Annotated in this window: 16 protein-coding genes and 2 pseudogenes; 7 read left to right on the top strand and 11 right to left on the bottom strand. The window is 63.5% G+C overall.

Annotated features, from left to right (window positions below; all coding sequences use genetic code 11):
* Positions 1-24: 24 nt before the first annotated feature.
* From guaA to DDA93_RS06340, 3 genes are all read right to left on the bottom strand, one after another.
* Positions 25-1,575 (bottom strand): glutamine-hydrolyzing GMP synthase, encoded by a 1,551-nt coding sequence (gene guaA / locus DDA93_RS06350; protein ID WP_116778350.1) that lies wholly within the window; start codon positions 1,573-1,575, stop codon positions 25-27.
* A gap of 149 nt (positions 1,576-1,724) precedes the next feature.
* Complete coding sequence (locus DDA93_RS06345; RefSeq protein ID WP_019481582.1) at positions 1,725-2,213, bottom strand: DUF3817 domain-containing protein; 489 nt, start codon at positions 2,211-2,213, stop codon at positions 1,725-1,727.
* A complete protein-coding gene (locus tag DDA93_RS06340) occupies positions 2,210-3,046 on the bottom strand; it encodes an SURF1 family cytochrome oxidase biogenesis protein (RefSeq protein ID WP_116778321.1) in 837 nt (278 codons plus the stop codon). The genes DDA93_RS06345 and DDA93_RS06340 overlap by 4 nt, the downstream gene beginning before the upstream one ends.
* Positions 3,047-3,176: 130 nt before the next feature.
* On the opposite strand from DDA93_RS06340, the gene DDA93_RS06335 reads away from it, so the two are divergent.
* Positions 3,177-4,898, top strand: a complete 1,722-nt coding sequence (locus DDA93_RS06335) for an ABC transporter ATP-binding protein (protein ID WP_116778320.1) — start codon at positions 3,177-3,179, stop codon at positions 4,896-4,898.
* Complete coding sequence (locus tag DDA93_RS06330) at positions 4,891-6,657, top strand: ABC transporter ATP-binding protein (protein WP_024476853.1); 1,767 nt, start codon at positions 4,891-4,893, stop codon at positions 6,655-6,657. Before DDA93_RS06335 ends, DDA93_RS06330 begins: the two co-directional genes overlap by 8 nt.
* Before the next feature lie 34 nt (positions 6,658-6,691).
* Here the strand turns inward: DDA93_RS06330 and DDA93_RS06325 are convergent, their stop codons facing one another.
* From DDA93_RS06325 to DDA93_RS06315, 3 genes are read right to left on the bottom strand one after another with little or no spacing between them, the layout of a single operon-like run.
* Complete coding sequence (locus DDA93_RS06325) at positions 6,692-7,183, bottom strand: PTS sugar transporter subunit IIA (protein ID WP_024476852.1); 492 nt, start codon at positions 7,181-7,183, stop codon at positions 6,692-6,694.
* A gap of 55 nt (positions 7,184-7,238) precedes the next feature.
* Positions 7,239-8,963, bottom strand: a complete 1,725-nt coding sequence (locus DDA93_RS06320) for a glycerol-3-phosphate dehydrogenase/oxidase (RefSeq protein ID WP_024476851.1) — start codon at positions 8,961-8,963, stop codon at positions 7,239-7,241.
* A 49-nt stretch (positions 8,964-9,012) separates the two neighbouring features.
* Entirely contained in the window at positions 9,013-10,152 is a 1,140-nt protein-coding gene (locus DDA93_RS06315; RefSeq protein ID WP_019481576.1) for a GuaB3 family IMP dehydrogenase-related protein, read from the bottom strand.
* A 163-nt stretch (positions 10,153-10,315) separates the two neighbouring features.
* Here DDA93_RS06315 and DDA93_RS06310 point away from each other — a divergent pair, with 163 nt between their 5' ends.
* Positions 10,316-10,846, top strand: a complete 531-nt coding sequence (locus DDA93_RS06310; RefSeq protein ID WP_243400539.1) for a MarR family winged helix-turn-helix transcriptional regulator — start codon at positions 10,316-10,318, stop codon at positions 10,844-10,846.
* A 75-nt stretch (positions 10,847-10,921) separates the two neighbouring features.
* Positions 10,922-11,197, top strand: coding sequence for a hypothetical protein (locus tag DDA93_RS06305; protein ID WP_019481574.1), 276 nt, complete (start codon positions 10,922-10,924; stop codon positions 11,195-11,197).
* A 10-nt stretch (positions 11,198-11,207) separates the two neighbouring features.
* Here the strand turns inward: DDA93_RS06305 and DDA93_RS06300 are convergent, their stop codons facing one another.
* The 4 genes and pseudogenes from DDA93_RS06300 to groES all read right to left on the bottom strand — a co-directional run bounded on the left by DDA93_RS06300 (position 11,208) and on the right by groES (position 16,945).
* Positions 11,208-13,061 (bottom strand): ABC transporter ATP-binding protein, encoded by a 1,854-nt coding sequence (locus DDA93_RS06300; RefSeq protein WP_116778319.1) that lies wholly within the window; start codon positions 13,059-13,061, stop codon positions 11,208-11,210.
* 55 nt (positions 13,062-13,116) lie between these two features.
* Positions 13,117-14,642 (bottom strand): annotated as a pseudogene (gene guaB, locus DDA93_RS06295) (IMP dehydrogenase).
* Between the two features lie 279 nt (positions 14,643-14,921).
* Positions 14,922-16,529: a chaperonin GroEL gene (gene groL, locus DDA93_RS06290; RefSeq protein WP_116778318.1), complete on the bottom strand. Its 1,608-nt coding sequence runs from the start codon at positions 16,527-16,529 to the stop codon at positions 14,922-14,924.
* Positions 16,530-16,648: 119 nt separating this feature from the next.
* Positions 16,649-16,945, bottom strand: a complete 297-nt coding sequence (gene groES, locus DDA93_RS06285) for a co-chaperone GroES (protein WP_019481570.1) — start codon at positions 16,943-16,945, stop codon at positions 16,649-16,651.
* A gap of 338 nt (positions 16,946-17,283) precedes the next feature.
* On the opposite strand from groES, the gene DDA93_RS06280 reads away from it, so the two are divergent.
* The 3 genes and pseudogenes from DDA93_RS06280 to DDA93_RS06270 all read left to right on the top strand — a co-directional run bounded on the left by DDA93_RS06280 (position 17,284) and on the right by DDA93_RS06270 (position 20,691).
* Positions 17,284-18,909, top strand: coding sequence for a peptide chain release factor 3 (locus DDA93_RS06280; protein WP_019481568.1), 1,626 nt, complete (start codon positions 17,284-17,286; stop codon positions 18,907-18,909).
* Positions 18,884-20,148: pseudogene (locus tag DDA93_RS06275) on the top strand (class I SAM-dependent methyltransferase). Before DDA93_RS06280 ends, DDA93_RS06275 begins: the two are co-directional and overlap by 26 nt.
* A gap of 105 nt (positions 20,149-20,253) precedes the next feature.
* Positions 20,254-20,691: a hypothetical protein gene (locus DDA93_RS06270; RefSeq protein ID WP_019481566.1), complete on the top strand. Its 438-nt coding sequence runs from the start codon at positions 20,254-20,256 to the stop codon at positions 20,689-20,691.
* Between the two features lie 11 nt (positions 20,692-20,702).
* Here DDA93_RS06270 and DDA93_RS06265 read toward each other — a convergent pair whose 3' ends face one another.
* On the bottom strand, positions 20,703-21,719 hold the full coding sequence (locus tag DDA93_RS06265; protein ID WP_019481565.1) for a LacI family DNA-binding transcriptional regulator: 1,017 nt from the start codon (positions 21,717-21,719) through the stop codon (positions 20,703-20,705).
* Between the last annotated feature and the right edge of the window lie 20 nt (positions 21,720-21,739).

The following is a 21,739-nucleotide window of genomic DNA, read 5'->3' as shown; positions in this document are numbered from 1 at the left end:
ATACCCTTCCCAACCGGGGTCGGACTACTCCCACTCGATGGTGCCTGGCGGCTTGCTGGTGATATCCAGCACCACCCGGTTCACTCCCTCTACCTCATTGGTGATGCGGTTGGAGATCCGGGCGAGCAGGTCAAACGGCAGGCGGGACCAGTCGGCGGTCATTGCATCTTCACTAGACACGGGCCTGAGTACGATCGGATGCCCATAGGTTCGACCGTCACCCTGCACTCCGACGCTCCGAACGTCGGCGAGCAGCACGACGGGCATCTGCCAAACCTCGTTGTCCAGTCCGGCAGCTGTCAGTTCCGCACGGGCGATGGCATCTGCCCGGCGTAGCAGGTCAAGCCGTTCCTGGGTCACGTCGCCGACAATCCTGATTCCCAGACCTGGGCCGGGGAACGGCTGTCGACCCACAATTTCGGCGGGCAGCCCAAGCTGCGCGCCGACCGCCCGGACCTCGTCCTTGAACAGGGCACGAAGGGGTTCGACGAGTTCAAACTGCAGGTCCTCGGGAAGACCCCCCACATTGTGGTGGCTCTTGATGTTCGCAGCACCTTCGCCGCCACCGGACTCAACGACGTCGGGGTAAAGGGTGCCCTGCACCAGGAAGCGGATCTTTTCACCGTGTGCCTGAGCCTCGGCGATGATCGCCCGCTCGGCTTCCTCGAAGGCGCGAATGAACTCGCGGCCGATGATCTTGCGCTTGGTTTCAGGATCGCTGACCCCAGCCAGTGCGTCCAGGAACCGCTTTTGTTCATTGGCTACGTAGAGGTTGACGCCGGTCGCAGCAACGAAGTCACGCTCGACCTGCTCTGCTTCCCCCTCGCGGAGCAGACCGTGATCCACGAATACGCAGGTCAGCTGGTCGCCCACTGCCCGCTGTACCAGGGCTGCGGCGACGGCGGAGTCAACCCCTCCGGAGAGCCCGCAGATGACGCGCGCGTCCCCCACCTGCTCACGGATGCGGTCTACCTGCTCTTCAAGAATGTTGCCGGTGGTCCAGTTGGCGTCAAGCCGTGCGCCCTTGAACAGAAAGTTTTCCAGCACCTGCTGCCCGTGGTCCGAATGTTTCACTTCAGGGTGCCACTGCACGCCGTAGAGGCGCCGTTTTTCGTCGGCGAAGGCAGCAACCGGGGCACCAGCGGTGCTGGCCAGAACCTCGAATCCATCGGGTGCGGCCTGAACGCTATCGCCGTGGCTCATCCAGGCGTTCTGGTGCTCGGGGACACCGTCAAGCAACGATCCCCCGACGCCGGACGCTGCGACGTCGGTGGAGCCGTACTCCCGAAGCCCGGTCTTCGCGACCGTACCGCCCAGGGCTGAAGCCATGGCCTGGAAGCCGTAGCAGATTCCCAGGACGGGCACGCCTGCCGAGAACAGCTCGGGGTCAACCCGAGGTGCACCCTCGGCATAGACGCTCGAGGGACCGCCCGACAGGATGATCGCCACCGGGTTTTTGGCCAGCAGATCGGCTGTTTTGAGGGTGTGCGGCACCACCTCGGAGTAAACGTCCGCGTCACGGACCCGGCGGGCAATGAGCTGGGCATACTGGGCGCCGTAGTCCACCACCAGCACCGGCCGGTGGCTGGTTTCGGAGATCTCCTCGAGGGGGGTGGCGGTGGCTTCGGCTTGGCCTGAAACTCCGGGTCCGGGTGCGGGAATAGTCACGCATCAACAATAGTCGCCATGGGCACCCGACCGCACATTGCGACGGCCCGATATCGCTAGTACCGAGACGCTGCCTCGGGGTGGGCGGCGAGCTCCTGCTCTACCTGACGGTGGATCCGGCGTTCAACAATGAAGGACAGCAACGGCACAACCCCACCCAGGGCCATCACCAGGAACTGTTTGAACGGCCAGCGCATCATCTGCCACAACCGGAAATCAGCGATCAGGTACACCACGTACATCCAGCCATGCACGATCAGCACAGTGGTGGAAAAGTTGAACCCTTCGGCGGAATCCGAGAACTCCTTGTCAGTCAGGGACAGCAGCCCCTCGGGTCCGCCGATCATGATGTGGGATTGCATGCCGTAGGCGGCAATCATCTCCACGACCACCAGCAGCAGCATGATCCCGGTGGCGTAGGCCAGCACCTTGTAGAACTTCACGGCGGAGAGAATCTGGGCGTGGGTGCCGCCGAACCGTCGCTTGGTTTTCTTAGCGGTACCAGCTCTGCCGTCGATGGATTTGTTGACGTCTGGCGTGCTCACTGTCGTACCTCATTCGTAGTTGTTTCACGCTCGGACGGGGCGACTTCTTCCGCCTCGTCATCTTCTGCTTCTTCGAGGGTGCGCCGGTAATCATCAGCCACCAGGCGCCACCAGAGGAAGAAGGCGAACCCGGCAAAGACAAACCATTCCACGGCATAGAAGATGTTCAGCCAGTTCAGCGGGGTCTCCTGCGGCTGGGGACCGACTGTGACGACCTCCAGTGGATCCTCGGGTGCCTGCTGCGCTCCAGCCAGCGTGGTGCTTGTTGAGACGACGAAGCCGGAGTAGATGGCCCGGTCCCACCGGTTGGTGAGGTCGGCAGTCGCGAGGGTGGGAATCTGGCCAGCGACTGGTCGCTCGGCGACCGGTCCCTCAGCTGGAAGCAGCCGCCCGATCACGGAGCCTGGACCCACCAGCTCAGGCACCTCAATCGCCGCTGTGGCGTCGGCGATCCAACCGTGCACCACCGGAATTACTGTCTGCTCGTCGAAACCGGTCGCCGCCACCGTGGTCCCCTGATCGACCGCAAAGGCCGAGACCAACCAGAACCCCGGCCGGTCTTCCTGAAGCCGATCCTGCACCAACACCGTGGTGTCAGCGAGAAACTCGCCATCCATGGTGATCATCTGGTCCGCGACCGGCGCTGTCATGGGGACACCCGGGCTAAAGACGTCGGTTAGCGGTTGTACCTGCTCGGTGGCGCTCTCTGGGGGCGGCGCTTCACCGGACGAGTTGGAGAACTGCCATTGGCTCAAAAGCACAAAGACTCCCGCAATCACCATGGCGAGGATCAGTGAAAGGATCCAACGGGGTTTCAGCGCGGTTTTGAGCACACCTTAACGGTACTTCGTCACCGTGTAGAAAACCGAATGCACCCGAGAATTCCCAGCCGGCCAGCAGTGGGCAATTTAGTGATTGGGAAGTGCCTACCACTTGGGTGCGAAGGCGCTAGGATGGTTGATCGTGCGCTCGTATCCCTACCCTGACCCCGGCCCTCCGGACCTCCGCTCCCCTTCCCGCTATCTGCTCTGGCTCGCATCGAAGCAAAAAGCAACGCTTCTGGCCGGAGTAGTGTTCGGCACTGCCTGGATGGTCGCCCAGGCTGTAATGCCCTATGTGCTGGGTCGGGCCATCGATGAAGGCGTGGTGGCAGGCGACTTCGACCGGCTCCTGCTGTGGGTGGGCGTCCTGATCCTCCTGACCGTCGTGCAGGCAATCGCAGGCACTCTCGAGCACCGCACGGCAATCAGCGGCTGGCTGCAGGCGGCCTTCCATTCGATCCGTTTGATCGGCTACAAGATCACCCGTACCGGGGATGCTTTGCCGCGGCGACTCTCCACCGGTGAGGTGGTTTCAACTGCGGCCTCGGACGCCACCCGGCTGGGCGAGATTTACGCGGTATCGGCCCGGCTGGCTGGCTCCATCATGGCCTGGCTGGTGGTCTGTGTGCTCATTTCACAAACCTCTCTCCTGCTCGGTCTGATCGTCCTGATCGGTGTTCCTGCGTGCTGCGGCCTCCTGCTCTTCGTGGTCCGCCCCCTCCAGGCCCGTCAGCGTGAACAACGCGAAGCGTCCGGCAAGATGACCGCCGTCGGCGCCGATACGGTGGCCGGGCTCCGGGTGCTCAGGGGAATCGGCGGTGAGCACATTTTCGTGAACCGCTACCGTCAGCACTCCGCGAAAACCCGGAACTCTGGCATCCGTGTTGCGTACTCCCTGGCCGATCTCGAAGCTTCCCAGGTGTTCATTGCCGGGGCCTTCAGCGTGCTGTTCACCTCGGTCGGCGCCAATCTGGCCCTCGCGGGTGAGATCGAGCCGGGACAGCTGGTGGCGCTCTACGGCTATTCGATCTTCCTCATGACTCCGATTCGCGCGGCTGCCGACAGCGTGGCCCGCTTCATCCGGGCACATGTTGGTGCCCGCAAGATCATCGCCGTTCTCGTCGTCGAACCCGACGTAACTGACAGGGACACCACTTCCCCAGCACCACCCCCCGGCGCTACGCTGCACGACGCCAGCACCGGCGTGCTCATCCACCCCGGTCGGATGACCGCGGTGGTGTCGGTGGACACCGCCGCGTCAGCCGATCTGGCAACCCGGTTGGGCCGGTTTGAGGACGAGGTGCTCCACCTCGCCGAAGTCCGCTGGGGTGCCGAACCGTTACGCAACATCGCACTGCAGGACATCCGCCAGCGGATCGTGGTGAGCGAGGCGAACCCCCAGCTTTTCACCGGCTCCCTGCGCTCCGAATTGGATCCACAGGCGAGGCATGATGACACGCGCATCCTTGCCGCCCTGGACGCCTCCAGTGCACTGGACATCCTCGACGGAATCGACGACGGCCTGGACCACGAGGTGACCGAGCGCGGCAGGGGCTTTTCGGGTGGGCAGCGTCAACGCCTGGTCCTCGCTCGCGCCCTGCTGACTGAGGCCGAGACGCTGGTGCTGATCGAACCGACCAGCGCCGTCGATGCCCATACCGAATCCAGGATCGCTGCCCGGCTGAAGGGCCTGCGGGGCGGCGCCGACCAGACCACGGTTGTGGTGACGGCCAGCCCGCTGATGCTCGGCGTCATGGACCACGTCATTTACCTTGAGGATGGCCGTGTGGCCGCTGAAGGAACGCACCTGGAGCTGCTGACCAGCCAGCCCGCCTACCGAAACGTGGTAATCCGAAGTGAGTGAAACAACTGCCGCTCCCGACCCGACGGGGAAGCTTCCGGTTGCGGACCCGATCCAGGTTCGAGCCGAAGCCGCGCGGCTAATCAGGCACCACCGCGGCGGACTTTCCCGCGTCATTGCGCTTTATGTTGGGTCTGCCATCGCCGGACTGGTGGGACCAGTACTACTCGGTCGAGTGGTCGACGCCGTGGTCGAGGGAACCACTTCGGACTATATTGCGGTCATTTCGCTGGTCATGCTGGGGTTCCTGATTGTTCAGGCCCTCCTGCGACGACTGGCCGTCCGGGCCGGAATGGTGTTCGGGGAAACGGTTTTCGCCGAACTGCGCGAGGACTTCATGAAACAGGTCACCTCGCTGCCGCTGTCCACCGTGGAAAAAGCCGGAACCGGTGACCTCGTATCCCGCACCACCAACGACGTCGACGCCGTCTCCCACACTGTGCGGTTCGGTGTGCCCCAGGTGGTGGTGTCGATAGTGACCATCCTGCTGACCATCGGCGCAGCAGTGATCACCTCGCCGATCCTCGCACTGGGTCTATTGGTCGGCCTCCCCGTGCTGTATCCGGTGACCCGGTGGTACCTCAAGCGAAGCTCGGCTGGTTACCAGAAGGAACGGGAAACCTACGCCGTCGTGAACGGCTCGATCACCGAAACCATCGAGGGCGCCCGCACGGTGGACGCTCTTGGGCTGGGTGCGCTGCGCCGGGACCGCATCGATGGAGCGTTGACGGACAGCTATCGGGCCGAGCGGTACACCCTCTGGCTGCGCACTGTGCTTTTCCCGGCAGCCGACTTTGCCTTCTGGCTGCCGGTGGCGGGTGTACTGCTCTGGGGCGGCTGGCTCGCCTCCATCGACGTCGTTACCCCCGGCGTCGTCGCAACGGTTGCCTTGTTTGCCGTGCGGCTCATTGATCCGGTGGATCTCCTGATCATGTGGACCGACGAAATTCAGGTGGGTGCCGCATCGCTGGCGCGCATCGTAGGGATCAAGGAGGTTCGGCCGGATCGGCACGCCACCGATAATGAGCCGTTGAACGACGACATCCTCGTATCCAAGGCACGGTACGCCTACCGCCCCGGCCACGACGTCCTGCATGGTGTGGATCTGCAGTTGCGTCGGGGGGAACGGCTGGCAATGGTCGGGCCCTCAGGCGCTGGTAAGTCCACCCTGGGACGGTTGATTGCCGGGATTCACCCGCCCACCGCCGGTTCGGTCACCGTCGGAGACGTGCCCCTGGTTGATCGTCCCCTCGACGCGCTGCGCCGTGAGGTGGCACTGGTCACTCAGGAACACCATGTGTTTGTCGGATCCCTGGCGGACAACATCCGCCTCGGTAAGGACGATGCGACGCAGGCGCAACTCGAACAGGCCCTGGACGACGTCGGGGCGCTGGGTTGGGCGCGCGCCCTACCGCTCGGACTCGAAACCGAAGTGGGTTCCGGCGCGCACGAGCTAACCCCAGCCCAGGCCCAGGAACTTGCACTTGCGCGGCTGGTCCTCGCCGACCCGCACACACTGGTCCTGGATGAGGCAACCTCATTGCTCGATCCGCAGGCCGCCCGCGATCTGGAACGCTCGCTGAACGCGGTGCTGGAGGGGCGGACCGTGGTGGCCATTGCCCACCGCCTGCATACGGCTCACGACGCCGATCGGGTGGCCGTCGTGGAGAACGGCAACATCACCGAGCTCGGCTCGCACGATGAGCTGCTCGCCCTTGATGGTTCCTATGCGGCGTTGTGGAAGTCATGGCGGTCCGAATGACGACCGCCATGACAACGGGCTTCTCGCAGACGGCTCAGTGGTCGAAGAACACCAGTGAGGAATTGATCAACTCGGCGATTACCTCGGTGTCGTGGGCACGCCTGAGTGATTCCCTGAAGTTCTCCTTGAACAGGGACCGCGCCAGCGTGGCCAGCACCTCGAGGTGTTCCGAGAAGGACTGCGACGGCGTGGCGATCAGCAGGACCAGCGTCGCCGGTCCGTCCACTGCCCCGAAGTCGAGGCTGTGGCCATATTTGGTGACGCCCACCGCGATACTGGTCTGGTTAACGTAGTCGCTGCGGGCGTGCGGCAGCCCTACCCCGCCCGGCAGCCCGGTAGCCATCTGGTGTTCCCTCGAATTGACCTGCGCAAGGAATCCCTCGAGCTGCGAGATACGCCCCGCCTCGAACAGTTTGGTGGCAAGCTGTTCCGTCGCCGCTTCCTTGTCGGCGGCAACCATCTCCAGGATCACCAGGTCAGGGGTGGTCAAAACGGCATCGGTGAATTCCAGGGATCGCTCGGTCATGGTAGACCTCTCGCGGGTTGCATTGGGCAGGCGGCACGGCGTCCAGACCGCGGTCCTAGCTTAGCGGGACAATATCTTCAACTCCCATCCGGGCATTGTCTGCCAGGACGTCGTCGGGCTGCTCCTGACTCAGCCGCTCGGCTTCTACCCGGGCGAGGTAGTGTTTGACCTCGCGGTCCACCTGGGCGTCGCTCCAGTCGAGGAACGGCGCCATCAGCGACGCGACCTCAGGAGCCGCCGACACGCCACGGTCCCAGGATTCGATGGAGATCCTGGTGCGGCGGGTGAGGACGTCGTCGACATGGCGCGCGTTCTCATGGGTTACCGCGTAGACCACTTCAGCTCCAAGATAGTCATCTGCCCCTGGCAACGGCTCGCCGAGGCTCCTGTCCTCGCGGATCAGCGCGAGAATGTCCTCCGCATGGCTCCCATAGCGCTGCAGGAGGTGTTCCACCCGTGCCACGTGGACACCCGACTGGTCAGCCATCCTGGCACGCTTGTTCCAGGCCGCCTTGTACCCTTCAGCGCCCAGCAGCGGGACGGTTTCGGTGCAGCTGGCGGGGACCCGCTCGTCCAGTGCCCGGGTCGCCTCATCCACCGCGTCCTTGGCCATCACCCGGTAGGTGGTCCACTTGCCCCCAGCGACGACCACGAGGCCCGGAACCGGGTGCGCGACCACGTGCTCCCGTGAAAGTTTCGCCGTGGAGTCACTTTCGCCAGCCAGGAGCGGCCGCAGCCCGGCGTACACACCCTCGACGTCTTCCCGGGTGAGCGGGCGGCGCAACACCTTATTGACATGCTCCAGGATGTAGTCGATGTCCTTGGAGGACGCGGCCGGGTGCGCCTTATCCAGGTCCCAGTCGGTGTCGGTGGTTCCGATGATCCAGTGACGACCCCAGGGGATAACGAACAGGACGGACTTCTCGGTGCGCAGGATCAGTCCCACTGTGGACTGGAAGCGGTCCCGCGGAACGACGAGGTGGATGCCCTTTGAGGCCCTGACCTTCATCTGGCCGCGGTCGGTGACCATAGCCTGGGTTTCGTCGGTCCAGACGCCCGTGGCATTGATGACCTGCTTCGCGCGGATGTCGAACTGTTCGCCGGTTTCCTGGTCCTTGACGCGGGCTCCGACCACACGTTCACCCTCGCGGAGGAAATCTACTACCGTCACCCGGTTGGCGACTTTGGCCCCGTAGTGATCTGCGGTCCGCACCATGTTGACCACATACCGCGCGTCGTCCACCTGGGCGTCGTAATAGCGGATGGAGCCCACCATTGCGTCTTCTTTAAGGCTGGGGGCGGCCCGGAGGGTCCCGCGACGGGAAAGGTGCTTGTGCATGGGGACGCCCCGCGAGTTGCCTGAGGTCATGCCCATGGTGTCGTACAGCAAGATTCCGGCACCCACATAGGGGCGCTCGAAGAACCGCTTGGTGAGCGGGTAGAGGAACGGTACCGGTCGGACCAGGTGCGGTGCGATTCGCTGGATCAGCAGGCCGCGTTCTTTGAGGGCCTCCTGTACCAGCGCGAAGTCGAGCATTTCGAGGTACCGCAGACCACCGTGGATCAGCTTCGATGACCGTGAGGAAGTGCCTGATGCCCAGTCGCGGGCTTCAACCATCCCCACGTCCAGTCCGCGGGTCACGGCGTCGAGCGCCGATCCAGCGCCGACGACGCCGCCGCCTACGATCAGGATGTCCAACTCCCTACCGGACTCCGAGGTGGCTTTCAACGCTGCTAGCGCGTCTTCACGGTTCTTCGGGCTCAGTGCTCCTGATGACATGGCGGCGATCCTTCGTCGGGTTCGATACTACGTCCCCCAACCTTAGCAATCAGCCGTTGGAAATGTAGGGGGAAAGAACTACTTCCACCCGCTGGAACTCCTTGAGGTCCGAGTAGCCGGTGGTGGCCATCGCCCGGCGCAGGGCGCCAATCACATTGGAGGTTCCATCCGTGTGATGCGACGGCCCCCACAGCACCTCCTTGAGCGGACCCACCGTGCCAATCTTGACCCTGTCGCCGCGGGGTAGTTCGTCGTGGTGAGCCTCCTGGCCCCAGTGCCAGCCCTGTCCCGGCGCTTCCTCGGCGCGGGCCAGTGCCGAACCGAGCATGACCGCGTCGGCACCCATCGCGATGGCTTTGACGATGTCACCGCTGGCACCCATCCCGCCATCCGCGATCACGTGCACGTAGCGACCGCCTGATTCATCCATGTAATCCCGCCGTGCGGCTGCTACGTCCGAGATGGCCGAAGCCAGCGGTGAGTGGATGCCCAGGGCGCGTCGCGTCGTCGTCGTCGCACCCCCGCCAAACCCGACCAGCACGCCGGCAGCACCGGTGCGCATCAGGTGCAGCGCCGGGGTGTAACCGGCGGCTCCCCCGACGATGACCGGGACGTCGAGCTCATAAATGAACTGTTTGAGGTTCAGGGGTCGGTCGTCCTTGGAGACGTGCTCGGCGGAGACCGTGGTGCCACGGATCACGAAGATATCGACCCCCGCGGCGAGGACGGTCTTGTAGAACTGCTGGGTGCGTTGGGGTGTCAGAGAGCCGGCCACCGTAACCCCGGCCTCGCGCATTTCGGCGAGCCTGCTGGTGATCAGGCCCTCCTGGATTGGCGCGTTGTAAATTTCCTGCATCCGGCGGGTGGCCGCCGGACTGAAATTCTCGGTGCTCAGGTTCGCGATCTCGTCCAGCATGGGCTGGGGATCCTCATAGCGGGTCCACAAACCCTCAAGGTTGAGCACGCCAAGACCGCCCAGCCGCCCCATGGCAATGGCGGTCTCCGGTGACATCACGGAATCCATCGGTGCGGCGATGACTGGCATTTCGAACTGGTAGGCGTCGATCTGCCATTGCACCGACACGTCATGGGGGTCACGGGTGCGGCGGGACGGAACCACCGCTACGTCATCGAGGGAGTACGCCCTGCGTCCGCGCTTGCCTCGGCCAATTTCAATCTCGTTAGTCACCTGACAAGGTTATCCCAGGGCGACACGCAAGGACTCCGCGGCGGGTTTCCCGGCATTCAGCCGGTCTGTCGCCCTGAATTAGGGGGCTCCACCCACCAGATCCCACCAGATCCCGCCAGACGGTGATAAGCCTACTTTCTTTTCGCCCCACAAGAGGGCTAGGGTGGATGGCATCCCCGACATCGCATCCCGGACATGGGAGCCTACCTGGTACCGGTCCTCCGATCTCACTAGTGAAGGAGCTGTCGACATGCAGGAGCTGGAGCAATGGCCCACCGGGAGGCTATTGACCACCGCGGCGCGACTGGTCGACCATGCCTGGAACGCGGGGCTGGTTGACCTCGGACTCACCCATGCCGGGTACACCGCGCTGCGAGTGTTGCAGGATTACGGCCCGATCAATCAGACCAAGCTGGCTCAGCTGATTCGTGTACAGAATCAGACCATGGGTAAAACCATCGAGAAGCTGCAGGTGAATGGCTACGTCAATCGCGTCCGGGGCGAAGTGGACCAGCGAATCCAGATGGTTTCAGTTTCCGACGCCGGTAGGAGCGCGTTGGTCAGTGCACTCCAGATCGAACAGAACCTCATCGCCGGTGGCGGGCTGCTCTCTGACACCCTCAGGGCGGAGCTGCGCAACCTGATCGAAGAATTGGGTGCAGGACGCAACGGTGGCGCTCAGGCCGCAGGCTAATATTTCGCAGCCCTTTCGACGTAGACTGCCGTGTGCAGGGATTATCCGAGCACATTCTTCGAAAGGCAGAGGCTTATGGGCGACAAAAGTAGGCTTTCACCGGAGCAGCCCTTCCCGGCGGACCTGGCTCCCCTGGAGGATAGCCAGGTTGAAATTCTGAACAGCAAAATCCACCGTCAGCTGGACACCGAATACACCACGGATCACGAGCCCGATCCGGAAACCGAGTCCCGCTACGAGGAGCTCAGGGCCGAACTTGACTACCGAGCCGCGGACCATCAGCTGCCCGTGGACGGACGAGACGCGTTTGCCACCTCGGCTCAGGAGCCGAAGGACAAGACCTCGGCTTAGGGCTTGCCGATCAGGTTTCAGTAACGGTGTTCGGGTCAAGCCCAAGCTGGCTCTCAAACATCCTGAAATACCGGCCACGGAGATTCACGAGTTCATCGTGGGTCCCCGACTCCGCGATCTGCCCATCCTCCAGCATGTAAATGATGTCGGCTTTCTCGATGGTCGCCAGCCGGTGGCTGATGGCAATGATCGTGTGTTCCCGGTCGGCAAAGAGCCGGCCGAAGATGCGGTGTTCGGCAAGCGCGTCGATCGCCGAGGTGGGCTCGTCCATCACGATGAACGGGGCACCGCGGTAGAAGTTGCGGGCCATCGCCAGTCGCTGCCATTGCCCGCCGGACAGCCCACTCCCCTTCCGTCCACGGGGGTCTTCCATCCAGTTGCTGACATGGCTTTCGAACCCGTTCGGGAGGCGACTGATGAAGTCGCTGGCCTCGGCGTCGCGGGCGGCCCGCTCGATCCGTGTATCGTCCCGTGGCAATGACACATCCCCGAAGTAAATGTTGTTGGCCGCCGTTGCGAATTCGTACTTGAGGAAATCCTGCGACATCACCGCGAGATGCCGATGCCATGAGCTGATGTCCAGGCCCCTCAGGTCCTGCCCATCCAGCAGCACCTTGCCCGACTCCGGCTGGTACAGCCCGGCCAGAACCCGGATCAGGGTCGACTTTCCCGCACCGTTTTCCCCGACAATGGCTATGTGCTGTCCCTTCCGGATGCTCAGGGAAATGCCCTTCAGCACCCGAGCTGACCCACCGGTGTAGGTGTAGGAAATATTCTCCAACGTCACCTCAGCCGGGGCTTTGGCCAGCACCTCTCCACCGCCGACGGCCGTGGGGTATTTCATGAATTCCTCGTAGTCCTTGAGGTTCGCGAGGTCCTCATCGATTGAACTGAGTGAGGTGACCAGCGAATTGGCGGTCGTAAGGGCGCGGCTGACAATCTGCTGGATGTAGAGGAACTGTCCCACCGGCTGTGCCCGGGCAATGATTTGACCTACCACCCAGATCAGGGCCACCACTTCGGCGCCGTATTGAAGCGCATCGGCAGCCAGTTGTTTGGGAATGTACCGCTTCTGGAACTCCAGTCGGCGGAGTTCGTCGGCACCGCGGAGGCGGGACCGCAGGTCCATCAGGTAGCCCACGATGCCGTAGAGCCTCATCTCGGCAATATGTTGCGGCCGAATCAGGTTCGTTTCGATCAGCCGACGCTGCCGGCGTGAATCCACCTGGGTATTCCAGTGGGCCATTTGTTCGCGGGATAGCTTGAACTGTAGGTAGACGCTCGGGATGATCGCGATCAGTACGATCAGTGCGACCCACCAGCTGACCAGCAGGAGCGCGCCGATGGCCAGGACCACCGAGGCTAGCTGGGTGAAGATCGCAGCGATCCGGTCGAGAACGCGCGCATAGGAATCCGAGAACCGTTTGGCCCGGTCGTACAGGTCAACGGTGTCCTTGTCGTCGTACCGCCAGAACTCGAGCGCGAGAAACCGTTCGTACATCAGGTCACCCACCACCGCTCCCACCCTGAAGCTCATGACCTGCTGGATATACCGGTCCACGCTGGTGAAAGCGCCCCAAAACAATCCCAGGCCGGCGGTGATCAGCACATAGAGCACCGCCTGCTGGCCGGCGTCGGGATTCCCGGCGTAGGCCTCGGCAAGCGCGGTCGTGGTCAGCGCGGCGAAATAGGTGGTCACCAGCGGGAGGACAGCAGCGATCAGCGACCCCACGACCTTCATGACGACGGCGCCCGGTGACGCCCTGAAGCTCACTCTCAGGACCTGCCCGACGGCGCGCGCGTAGGGCCTCAGGGAAAGCCTCGGTCGAGGGACCCGGGGTGGGCGGAGCTCATCACCTGTCATGGATCCTCACCGTTCTGCCAGGACCCATGCACGCTGCTGACCCGCGCCCGGTGCGTTACTTGCTGCCGTAGTTCGGAGCCTCGACGGTCATCTGGATGTCGTGGGGGTGCGACTCCTTCAAGCCGGCGGAGGTGATACGGACAAACTTGCCCTTTGCCTTCAGCTCTCCGATGGTGCGGGCACCCGTGTAGAACATGGTCTGACGCAGTCCCCCGACCAGTTGGTAGGCGACGGACTCGAGCGGTCCTCGGTAGGCAACGCGGCCTTCGACGCCTTCGGGGATCAGCTTGTCGTCCCCTGTGACGTCGGCCTGGAAGTAGCGGTCCTTCGAGTAGGACGTATTCTTTCCGCGGGTCTGCATGGCGCCGAGGGAACCCATGCCACGGTAGGTCTTGTACTGCTTGCCGTTCACGAAGATCAGTTCGCCAGGGGCTTCGGCCGAGCCGGCCAGCAGCGAGCCGAGCATGACGGTGTCGGCGCCGGCGACCAGCGCCTTGCCGATGTCGCCCGAGTACTGGAGTCCGCCGTCGGCGATCACGGGCACCCCTGCCGGGATGGCAGCCTTGGCTGATTCATAGATGGCGGTCACCTGGGGTACGCCAACGCCCGCCACCACTCGAGTGGTGCAGATGGATCCGGGGCCTACCCCGACCTTGATACCGTCGCGCCGGCGTCGATCAGCGCCTGGGCGCCGTCCCGTGTTGCTGCCTGGCCACCGATGATGTCGACGTGAGCCACTGATCGTTCGGCTTTGAGCCGGGCAATCATCTCGAGGACACCGGCACTGTGCCCGTTGGCGGTGTCAACGAACAGGGCGTCAACTCCGGCGTCCACGAGGGCCATGGCGCGATCCCAGCCATCACCGAAGAAGCCGATAGCGGCGCCGACCCGCAGCCGGCCTTCGTCGTCCTTCGTGGAGAGCGGATACTGCTCGGCTTTTGTAAAGTCCTTAACAGTTATCAGTCCTCGAAGAATGCCTTCTCCGTCGACGAGCGGAAGCTTTTCAATTTTGTTCTTGGCCAGCAGCCCGATCGCGTCCTCACCACTGATTCCGACCTGCCCGGTCACCAGCGGCATGGGAGTCATGACCGCGCGCACCAGGCGGTGTGGCCACTCATGTTCGGAGACGAACCGGGTATCACGATTGGTGACGATGCCGAGCAGATGCCCGGCGTCGTCGACGACGGGAAGACCCGACACCCGATAGTGGCCGCATAGTTCGTCCAGCTCAGCAAGGGTGGCATCGGGTCCGATGGTGACCGGATGAGCGATCATGCCGGACTCACTGCGCTTGACCCGGTCCACCTGCTCCGCCTGATCCTGGATCGACAGGTTCCGGTGGATCACGCCGAGGCCGCCCTGGCGGGCCATTGCCACGGCCATGCGTGACTCGGTGACGGTGTCCATTGCCGAGGACAACAGCGGGGTCTGAACGGTGATGCGCTTGGAAACGCGCGAACTGGTGTCAGCCTCGGACGGGATCACATCGGTGAGGCCGGGCAGGAGCAGGACGTCGTCGTACGTCAGGCCAACGAATCCGAATGGGTCATGGGTTTCGTTGCGCTGGGACGGCTGGGTCACTGCGTCGCCTCTTTCTCAGATGGTCTGTGGGTAGAAGCTGGCCGAGGGATATTCGAATTGCCAGACTCTCATCCTAAAACGATTGCCGGGTGCACCCTATTCCGGGAGCGTGCGATTCGACACAGCCCGGATCGATCAGGAATGGAGCAGAGCATCAATCTGGTGGGTTATCACCCGGTAGTAGGAGCTGGAGGGGATAGGGAGAACTGCCCACCAGATGGCAGCACCCCCGGTCCGAGGACCGGGGGTGCTGTCATGTCTGTCTAGCCCTTGAGGGGACTAGCGGCTGTGACCTTCTTCGTCGTCGCTCTCTGGCTTCTCGACCACAAGTGTTTCGGTGGTGAGAATCAGGGCCGCGATCGAGGCCGCGTTCCGGAGTGCTGAACGGGTGACCTTGACGGGGTCGATGATGCCGGCGTCGATGAGGTTCTCGTAGTCACCGGTGACAGCGTTGAAGCCGTGTCCGGGCTCGAGTTCCTCGACGCGGTGCACCACAACGTAGCCTTCGTGGCCAGCGTTCTCAGCGATCCAGCGCAGTGGCTGGGCCAAGGCGCGTCGCACCAGGTTGATTGCGGTTGCGGCGTCGCCTTCGAGGGCGAGTACCGAAGCGTCAGTGTCCAGCGCCTTCGAGGCGTGGATCAGCGCCGCGCCGCCGCCGGCAACAATGCCCTCATCGAGAGCTGCACGTGTCGCTGACACGGCGTCCTCAATGCGGTGCTTCTTTTCCTTGAGCTCAACCTCGGTGGCTGCGCCAACCTTGATGACTCCGATACCGCCGGCCAGTTTGGCCAGGCGTTCCTGAAGCTTCTCGCGGTCCCAATCAGAATCGGTGCGCTCAACCTCGGCACGGATCTGGGCTACGCGGTCCGCAACATCGGACTCGCTGCCGATGCCGTCAACGATCGTGGTGGTGTCTTTGGTAACGGTGATCCGGCGAGCGGAACCCAGCACCTCAAGGCCTACCTGGTCCAGCTTGAGGCCGAGGTCTGGTGAAACAACCTGGGCACCGGTCAGCGTGGCGATGTCCTGCAGCATTGCCTTGCGGCGGTCGCCGAAGCCTGGCGCCTTGACGGCAACCACGTTCAGGGTGCCGCGGATCTTGTTGACTACCAGGGTGGACAACGCTTCGCCGTCAATGTCCTCAGCAATAATGAAGAGGGGCTTGCCGGCCTGCAGCGCCTTCTCCAGCAGCGGCAGGAATTCCTGCAGCGAGGAGATTTTGCCGGAGTTGATCAGGATCAGTGCGTCTTCGAGCACTGCTTCCTGGCGTTCGGCGTCGGTGATGAAGTAGGGGCTGAGGAAGCCCTTGTCGAACTGCATGCCCTCGGTGAGCACGAGTTCGGTCTGGGTGCTGGAGGACTCCTCGATGGTGATAACGCCATCCTTGCCGACCTTCTCGAAGGCTTCAGCGATGAGCTCGCCGACCTCTGAGCTCTGGGCGGAGATGGAGGCGACGCTGGCGGTCTGCTGACCGACAACTTCGCGGGCATTCTCGAGCAGGCGGGCAGCAACGGCCTCGATGGAGACCTCAATGCCACGCTTCAGCTGCGATGGGGCAGCGCCGGCTGCGACATTCCGCAGGCCTTCGGTGACCAGTGCCTGTGCCAGCACCGTCGCGGTGGTGGTGCCGTCACCGGCGATGTCGTTGGTCTTGGTGGCCACTTCCTTGGCGAACTGAGCACCAAGGTTCTCGAACGGATCATCCAGTTCGATTTCGCGGGCGATGGTCACGCCGTCGTTGGTGATGGTGGGGGCGCCCCACTTCTTGTCCAGCACGACGTTGCGGCCGCGGGGGCCGAGCGTCACCTTGACGGTGTCAGCCAACTTGTTGACTCCCGCTTCCAGTGCGCGGCGTGCAGCGTCGTCAAACTTCAACTGCTTTGCCATGATTTGTTCCTCTTCCATTGTGCAAATACTGCTTGTGAAAAACCTGGTGGTTCTTGGTACGTCTTCACGCACCGACGAGAGAACCCCGGCCTGTGTGGCCGGGGTTCTCTCGAGTGAAACTACTTAACGACGATCGCCAGAACGTCGCGGGCTGAGAGTACGAGGTACTCCGCGCCGGCGTGCTTGACTTCAGTTCCGCCGTACTTCGAGTAGATGACAATGTCGCCTTCGGCTACATCTACAGGCACGCGGTTTCCGTTATCGTCAACGCGGCCTGGGCCTACTGCAACAACTTCGCCCTCCTGGGGCTTTTCCTTGGCAGTATCCGGGATTACCAGACCCGAAGCAGTGGTCTGCTCGGCTTCCAGTGGGCGGACAACAATACGATCCTCAAGAGGCTTAATAGAGACCGGCACGCGGACCTCTCCTTCGCTTGGGTGACAAATGGAATTAAGGCCTTCGGATGGCGCTGACCGTCGTCGCGGTGCCGGCTCACGCTTCCCTGAAGGAGTTAGCACCCTCATGGTGAGAGTGCCAAGTCTGACTTTATGCATTGGTTAGCACTCGGTCAAGGCGAGTGCCAGATTGCGCTGCCAGCGCAGCCCGGTTTCCGACCGGTTTATCCCAGGGATTCGTTTCCAGGGGTTCAGCGGTCCGACCGCGCTTCGACCGCGCTTCGACGCCGTTAGACTCCGCCCAGTAGACTGGGGAACTGGCCAGCAATGGCATTCCCACCACTTTCGAAAGCAGTTTCGTGACCCAGCAGGTACAGGCCTCCACCCAGCGCCACACTGGCATCGCCCAGGAGGCGTCCCGCCGTCGTACATTCGCCGTCATTTCTCACCCCGATGCCGGCAAATCGACCCTGACCGAAGCCTTGGCCCTTCACGCCCGCGTGATCGGCACGGCCGGTGCCACCAACGGCAAGGAGAACCGCCGGGAGACCGTATCCGACTGGATGCAGATGGAGAAGGACCGCGGCATTTCCATCAGCTCCACGGCGCTGCAGTTCTCCTACCGGGACACGGTCATCAACCTGCTGGACACCCCCGGCCACTCGGACTTCTCTGAGGACACGTACCGGGTGCTGGCCGCAGTGGACTGCGCGGTCATGCTGATCGACGCAGCAAAGGGCCTTGAGACCCAGACCATGAAGCTGTTCGAGGTCTGTCGGCAACGCAACATTCCCATCATCACGGTGATCAACAAATGGGACCGACCCGGGCTGGATGCTTTGGCACTCATGGACGAAATCACCGAGCGCACCGGGCTGATTCCGATGCCGCTGACCTGGGCCGTGGGTTTCGCCGGCGACTTCCGCGGCGTGTGGGACCTCAAGCGTGACGAGTTTGTTCGTTTCACCCGCAAGAACGCCGGTGCTTCCCTTGCCGTCGAAGAGCACCTGAGCCCAGCCGAAGCCTTGGCACAGGAGGGCGACGCCTGGACGGACGCCCTCGACGAAGCGTCGCTGGTCATCGAGTCGAACCAGCCGTTCGATCTGGAAAGCTTCCACGCCGGTACGGGCACCCCGGTGTTGTTCTCGTCGGCGGTTCTGAACTTTGGCGTCCAGCACATCCTGGACGCCCTGGTCGACCTGGCACCAGCCGCCGGTCCCCGCAAGGACGTCGACGGCAACCCCCGTCCGGTCGATGCCCCTTTCTCGGGATTTGTCTTCAAGGTCCAGGCCGGCATGAACCGCGCGCACCGCGACCACGTCGCATTCATCAGGGTCTGCTCCGGCGTGTTTGAACGCGGCATGGTGGTCACCCACGCCAACTCCGGCAAGACCTTCGCCACCAAGTACGCCCAGCAGCTCTTCGGCCGTGAACGAGAGGTGATTGACGAGGCCTGGCCGGGCGACGTCGTCGGGCTCGTCAATGCATCGGCGCTGCGGATGGGCGACAGCCTCTACATCGAGGAGCCGGTGGAGTTTCCGCCGATTCCCCTGTTCAGCCCCGAGCACTTCCGGGTGGCCAGATCCAAGGATGCCGGCCGCTTCAAGCAGTTCCGGCGCGGGATTGAACAGCTGGGCCATGAGGGAATCATTCAGGTGCTGCGCTCGGATCTTCGTGGCGATCAGGCACCGGTGCTGGCCGCCGTCGGGCCGATGCAGTTCGAGGTGGTGGCCGACCGGATGGAGCACGATTTCGGCGCACCGATGCGAATGGAGCCGCTCCCCTATTCGCTGGCCCGGCTCACCACCCACGACGCGCAGGCAGCCCTCAGCGCCATCCGTGGCACAGAGGTGCTGGTCCGGTCCGACGGCGAGTATCTGGCCCTGTTCAACGACATCTGGGCGCTGCGTCGGGTCGAGAAGAATTCCCCCGAGATATCGCTGAGCACCATCGGCACCGATGCCGGGGACGCCCGAGGCTACTAAGATGGCCTCCGACGCCGCGACTGACCTGATCGCGCCGCTCCTGACCCCTGCGGGCTGGGAACTGTTGAACTCCCTGGCTCCGTACAACGAAGCCGACACGATGCGCCTGAGCACCTCGCTGCGCCGGGCAGGGCACGACCCGGTGGTCATCTCGGCCGCTCTGACCCAGTCCCGGTTGCGCTCCAAGGCGGAAACGAAGTTTGGGCCGTTCGCAGCCCGCATGCTGTTCACCGCCGCCGGTCTGGAACAGGCCACCCGCCTCGGTGTGGCTGCCCATCATGCTGAACGCTTTGTCACGGCTGGCCTCGAACGGGTCGCCGACCTGGGCTGCGGGATTGGTGCTGACGCGATCGCCCTGGCCAGCCTGGACCGCCAGGTCACTGCCGTGGAGATCGACGAGACGACCGCCGCCGCCGCAACCATGAACTTGATGCCCTGGCCCAATGCGACTGTGGTGGGTGGCGATGCGGAGTCGTTCGACCTCACCGGGTACGACGGCGTCTGGCTGGACCCCGCCCGCCGCACCACGAGCACCTCGGGCACCACCCGGATCTTTGACCCGGAGGCATTTTCCCCTCCCCTGTCCTTCGTCGAGCGGCTCGCCGACGAAGGGACCCCAGTCGGGGTGAAGCTAGGCCCGGGCATCCCCCACGAGGCGGTGCCCGCCGGGTGCGAGGCGCAGTGGGTATCCGTCGATGGGGATGTCACTGAGGTGTCACTCTGGTTCAACTCCCTGAAGCGCCCCGACGTGCGCCGTTCCGCGCTGGTGATTAGCTCCCACGGTGCCGCGGAGCTCACCAGTGCAGCCGATTTCGACGACGGAACCCGCCCGCCGATCGGCGCCCCCGAAGGGTACCTATACGAGCCGGACGCGCGGTGATCCGCGCCGGGCTGGTGGCGGACGTCGCACGTCAACTGGACGGCCACCTGCTGGATCCGCGGATCGCATACATCTGCGCCCCGAACCTGCAGGAAACTCCGTTCGCCCGCGCCTACAAGGTGTTGAGCGTGATGCCGTATAACGTCAAGGCCCTCCGGACGTGGGTCCGCGAGAACGGCATCGGCGTGCTGGACATCAAAAAACGCGGCACCTCGGTGACCCCCGAAGAACTTCGCAAGCAGCTCCTCGCCGGGTCGGGGAAGGCCCGTAAATCCGCCGGAAAAAAGAAGGCCACGCTGGTCCTCACCCGGATCGGCGAGGATCGGGTGGCGATCGTCGTCGAGCCCGTCACCGCCTGACGGCGTCAGCTGCTCCCGCGTGGCCACTCGCCGTCGTCGGCGTCGTCGGCGTCGTCGCCGTCGTCGTCGCCGGAAAGTGTCGGTGGCGGGTGGAAGAGTCTGGTCATGGAAGCAAAAACCCCACGAATAGATGTCATTCTGCGTTCGTTCCTGGCGGACGAAAGTGCGGGCCGCAGTCATGTCGTCGGCGCGCGGTACTACCGGGTGATGGCCCACCTGTGCCATTACCTTGAGTCAGTGGACGCTACGGTGCTGCTAGGGCCGGAATCCGGAATCATTCTCGCTGCCGAACGTGAGTTTCAACCGAACGGTGCCTTCCTGCGGCTGTTCGACGCCCACGATCTGATCTACTGCCTGCCGGGTTTTCTCGACAGCCGGTGGCTGATGACCAATCCCAGCGATGCGCGCACTCAGGTCAGTCTGACGGACCGGCTGCTGCGCTGGGTGCGGCGGCGCTATCGGGAAGACATATATTACTGCGCTGGCGGGATCCGCCAGTGTACCGAGGCAATCAGACAGGCCCGACGACGGCTGCGGGGGTAACGCCCGGCTGCCTAGGCCGATCCCCGCCACATCACTGACGTCTCCAGCACTTCCGCTGGGCTCGGCAACCCTCTGATCTGGGCCAGCACCAGTTCCGCCGCCCGTTTACCCAGCAGATCCGCCGGTTGCCTGACCGTTGACAGCTGTGGCCGGCACCGCAGCGCCCAGCTACTGTCGTCGAACCCGACAATCCCCACGTCCTCCGGGACCTGTCGACCACTTTCCTGCAGGGCCGTCATCGCCCCGGCGGCCACAGCATCGGAGGCCGCGAAGACGCCGTCGAGGTCGGGGCGACGCCTGAGCAACTCCTGCATCCCCTCCAGCCCAAACCCATACGTGTACAACGGGTACTCCACCACCAGCCCTGGATCAAACAAATCCCCCATCGCGGCCTTGAACCCGGCCAGCCGGTCCTGGCCGGAGTCACGGTCAAGCGCGCACGCGATCATGGCCACCCGGGTACGTCCAGTGCCCAACAGTCGGGCGGTGATGGCTTCGGCCGCCGCTGCGTTATCGATAGCAACATACGGAATATCCGGGATCCCCGGTGGGTGGCCGACGAAGGCCGCAGGCACACCGAGATTCTTGACCGCCAAGGCAATCGGGTCGGACGCCCGCGCGGACACGATCACCGCGCCGTCCACCAAGCCACCCTGAAGATAGTCGGCAACCCTGCGGCTATCGCGTTCGGAGTCGATGATGAGCGACACCAGCTGGTAGTCCGCGGCTGACAATACCGCGTTGGCGCCCAGCAGAATCGACCCGATGTTGGGGTCTTCAAACAACAGCGAGTGAGGTTCGTGAATGATCAGTCCGATGGCCCCGGACTCCTGCCGGACCAGATTCCTGGCCACCGAGTTACGCACATATCCGACCCGCAGGATCGCTTCTTCCACGGCCAGTTTCGCATCCTCGGACACATAGCGTTCCCCGTTGACAACCCGCGACACCGTCCCACGGGACAGCCCGGCAGCCGACGCAACATCATTGATGGTTGCCCTGCGGATGCGCGTGCGCGTTGACTCCATACCTGTACCTTAGCCGAGCC

Origin of the sequence: Arthrobacter sp. Bz4, from assembly GCF_003075455.1 — a bacterium.
Lineage (GTDB): Bacteria > Actinomycetota > Actinomycetes > Actinomycetales > Micrococcaceae > Arthrobacter_D.
The sequence above is the reverse complement of the archived record's forward strand: the minus strand, read 5'-3'. Positions and strand labels throughout refer to the sequence as shown.

Coding starts and splice junctions, on each gene's coding strand:
- DDA93_RS06325 (WP_024476852.1), bottom strand. CDS start 7,183: ATGACCGAGCGATCCCTGGAATTCACCGATGCCGTTTTGACCACCCCT.
- DDA93_RS06320 (WP_024476851.1), bottom strand. CDS start 8,963: ATGTCATCAGGAGCACTGAGCCCGAAGAACCGTGAAGACGCGCTAGCA.
- DDA93_RS06305 (WP_019481574.1), top strand. CDS start 10,922: ATGGGCGACAAAAGTAGGCTTTCACCGGAGCAGCCCTTCCCGGCGGAC.
- DDA93_RS06300 (WP_116778319.1), bottom strand. CDS start 13,061: ATGACAGGTGATGAGCTCCGCCCACCCCGGGTCCCTCGACCGAGGCTT.
- groL (WP_116778318.1), bottom strand. CDS start 16,529: ATGGCAAAGCAGTTGAAGTTTGACGACGCTGCACGCCGCGCACTGGAA.
- DDA93_RS06270 (WP_019481566.1), top strand. CDS start 20,254: ATGGAAGCAAAAACCCCACGAATAGATGTCATTCTGCGTTCGTTCCTG.
- DDA93_RS06265 (WP_019481565.1), bottom strand. CDS start 21,719: ATGGAGTCAACGCGCACGCGCATCCGCAGGGCAACCATCAATGATGTT.